2 protein-coding genes are annotated in these 3,637 nt (G+C 62.5%); both read right to left on the bottom strand.

Features of this window, described 5'->3' with window-relative positions; genetic code table 11:
- Positions 1-889, bottom strand: an 889-nt coding sequence (locus tag Q7V20_RS11650; RefSeq protein WP_304790916.1) for a 2-oxo acid dehydrogenase subunit E2, incomplete at its 3' end; no start/stop codon positions are given.
- A 68-nt stretch (positions 890-957) separates the two neighbouring features.
- Positions 958-3,637 (bottom strand): 2-oxoglutarate dehydrogenase E1 component (locus Q7V20_RS11645; protein WP_304790913.1); only part of this gene is annotated, 2,680 nt, incomplete at its 5' end.

Genomic DNA, 3,637 nt, shown 5'->3' with positions numbered 1-3,637 from the left:
CGGCGATGCCGATGTCGAAGTAGCCGTGGTAGACGATGTCGGTGCCATCGACCGAGGCAATGAGCTCCGGGTACTTCTTGAGCGCATGCACGGCGGCCTTGACGAAGAAGCTCATGAAGCCGATCTTCACGCCGTGCTCCTTCTCGAACTTCTCCTGGAAGCGCTTGCGCATTTCCATCACCGGGGCCATGTTCACTTCATTGAACGTGGTCAGGATGGCATTGCTGGACTGCGACTGCAGCAGGCGCTCGGCGACACGGGCGCGCAGGCGGCTCATGGGCACGCGCTGCTCAGGGCGGTCGGACAGGTTGGGCAGACCGGGGACCTGCACCGCAGGCAAAGCGGTGGCTGGCACACCCGTGGGGATCGCCTTGGCAGCGGCAGGCGCTGCGGGGGCGGACGGCGCAGGGGCGGCTGCAGTGCCACCAGCCACGGCTTGCAGCACATCGCCCTTGGTGACCCGGCCATCTTTGCCGGTGCCTGGCACTTGTGACGTGCTCAGATTGTTGTCGGCCAACAGCTTGGCAGCGGCCGGCATGGCGACATCGGCCTTGGAGCCACCAGCTGCAGGTGCTGCGGCAGCCGGGGCTGGCGCAGCGACCTCGGCGGGCAAAGCCTTGACGGGCAAGGGGCTGACCGCTTCGGTGCCTTCGGTGTCGATGCGGGCAATCACCTCTTCGCTGGCGACGGTGTCGCCATCGTTGCGAACCAGTTGTGCCATCACACCAGCGGCGGGCGACGGTACTTCGAGCACGACCTTGTCGGTCTCGACTTCGATCAGGATTTCGTCCAGTGCGACGGCTTCACCGGGTTTTTTCTTCCAGTTCAGCAAGGTGGCCTCGGACACGGATTCCGAGAGTTGGGGGACTTTGACTTCAACGAGTGCCATGAATATTTCTCCAGACGCGGGGGCGACTTCGCGCACCAGCCATCGCGGTGCGCGGCGCCCGCAATGACTTATTTGGTGAGGACGAAGCCCTTGAGCTTGGCGAAGGCTTGATCAAGCAGCGCTTTGAGCTGCTCCTGGTGCAAGTGCGCATACCCCACGGCGGGCGAGGCGGATGCGGGCCGACCGGCATAACCCAGTCGCTGGCCTTCCGTCATGTTCTCGTGGATGTAGTGCTGCACGAAGAACCATGAGCCCTGGTTTTGCGGCTCGTCCTGGCACCAGACCAAGTCGGTCAGGTTCGGGTACTTCTTCAGCTCGGCAGCGAAGGCCTTGTGCGGGAAGGGGTACAGCTGTTCAACACGGACAATGACGGTGTCCGTGTTTTTCTTCTCGGCGCGCTTCTTGACCAGGTCGTAATAGACCTTGCCCGAGCAGGCGATCAAACGCTTGACGCTGGCGTTGTCCACCGTCGCATCCGTCTCGGGGATCACGGTGCGGAACTCTCCGCGCGTGAACTCGGTCAGCGGCGAGGTCGCGTCCTTCATGCGCAGCAAAGACTTGGGCGTCATGATGACCAAGGGCTTGCGGAACATGCGCACCATCTGGCGACGCAACAAATGGAAGATCTGGCTGGCCGAGGTGGGCTGGCAGATCTGCATGTTGTTGTCAGCGGCCAATTGCATGAAGCGCTCCAGGCGGGCCGAGCTGTGCTCGGGGCCTTGGCCTTCATAGCCGTGCGGCAGCATCAAAGTCAGGCCGTTGGCCCGGCCCCACTTCACTTCACCCGAGGCGATGAACTGGTCGATCACCACCTGCGCGCCGTTGGCGAAATCGCCGAACTGCGCTTCCCAGATCACCAGGGTGTTCGGGTCGGCGCTGGCGTAACCGTATTCAAAGCCCAGCACCGCCTCTTCCGACAGGATGGAGTCGATGACGACGTAGGGAGCCTGGTTGTCGGCCACGTGCTGCAGCGGGATGTAGGTGCCGGTGTCCCACTTCTCGCGGTTCTGATCGTGCAGCACCGAGTGGCGGTGGGTGAAGGTGCCACGGCCACAGTCTTCGCCCGACAGGCGAACCGGGTAGCCACTGGCCACCAGGGAGGCAAAAGCCATGTGCTCGCCCATGCCCCAGTCGACGTTCACTTCGCCACGGCCCATGGCCGCGCGGTCGTCAATGACCTTTTGCACCAGGGGGTGCGGCTTAAAGTTGGCGGGGACGGTGGTGATGCGCTCGGCCAGACGGCGGAACTCGGCCAGTGGCAAGGCGGTGTCAGCCGCATCGGTCCACTTCTTGTTCAGGTAAGGCGTCCAATCGACGGCGTACTTGCTCTTGAAGTTGGTCAGCACCGGATCGACCGTGTGCTTGCCCGCCTCCATCGCGGCGCGGTAGTCCTTGACCATCTGGTCAGGCACTTCAGCGGCGATCGTGCCTTGGGCCACCAGCTTGTCGCCGTAGACCTTGCGCGTGCCGGGATGCTGACCGATCTTTTTGTACATCAGCGGCTGGGTCATCGACGGCGTGTCTTGCTCGTTGTGGCCCAGCTTGCGGAAGCAGACAATGTCCACGACCACGTCCTTGTTGAACTCCTGGCGGTAATCCAGTGCCAACTGCGTACAGAGCACCACGGCTTCGGCATCATCGCCATTGACGTGCAGCACCGGCGCTTCGATCATCTTGACCACGTCGGTGCAGTACAGCGTGGAGCGGCTGTCGCGCGGGTCGGAGGTGGTGAAGCCAATCTGATTGTTGATGACCACGTGCACCGTGCCGCCCGTGTAGTAACCACGGGTCTGGGCCAATGCCAAGGTTTCCATCACCACGCCTTGGCCGGCAAAGGCGGCGTCGCCGTGCACCTGCACGGGCAAGACCTGGTCGCCAGACACATCGCCTCGGCGATCCTGGCGGGCCTTCACCGAACCTTCGATCACCGGGTTGACGATCTCAAGGTGCGAAGGGTTGAAGGACAGGGACAAGTGGACGGGACCACCATCGGTGCTCACATCGCTGGAGAAGCCCTGGTGGTACTTCACGTCTCCCGAAGGCAGGTTCTCGGGGGCGGTGTGGTCGAACTCAGAGAACAGCTCGGCGGGCTCTTTGCCCAGGGTGTTGACCAGCACGTTCAGACGGCCACGGTGGGCCATGCCGATGATGATCTCTTGCACGCCCTTTTCGCCGCCGCGCTGGATCAGCTCGTCCATGCAGGCGATGAAGCTTTCGCCGCCTTCGAGCGAGAAACGCTTCTGGCCCACGTACTTGGTGTGCAGGAAACGCTCAAGGCCTTCAGAAGCGGTGAGGCGCTCGAGGATGTTCTTTTTCTTTTCGACGCTGAACGAGGGCTTGGAGCGGATGCTTTCCAACTTCTCTTGCCACCAGCGCTTTTCGGTGGGCTCGGTGATGTGCATGAACTCTGCACCGATGGAGCCGCAATAGGTTTCGCGCAGGGCTTGCAGGATGTCACGCAAGGACATCTGCTCGGCCTTGGTGAAGTAGGTGTTCGTGGCACTGAACGTGATGTCCATGTCGGACTCGGTCAGGTCGTAGAACGCGGGCTCCAGCTCGGGCAGCTTGGGGCGCTCCTGGCGCTTGAGGGGATCGAGGTCGGCCCAGCGGGAGCCGAGGAAACGATAGGCAGCAATCAACGATTGCACATGGACTTGCTTGCGGGCGACGGCCAGATCAGCACTGCTGGTCTTGACCATGAAGGCGTTGGCCTTGGCGCGCTGGGCAAACGATTCGACGACAGGCGCG

This window comes from Aquabacterium sp. (genome assembly GCF_030652515.1).
In the GTDB taxonomy this organism is placed as follows: domain Bacteria; phylum Pseudomonadota; class Gammaproteobacteria; order Burkholderiales; family Burkholderiaceae_C; genus Aquabacterium.
Note: the sequence above shows the minus strand (reverse complement) of the source record. Positions and strands in the feature narration are given on the sequence as shown.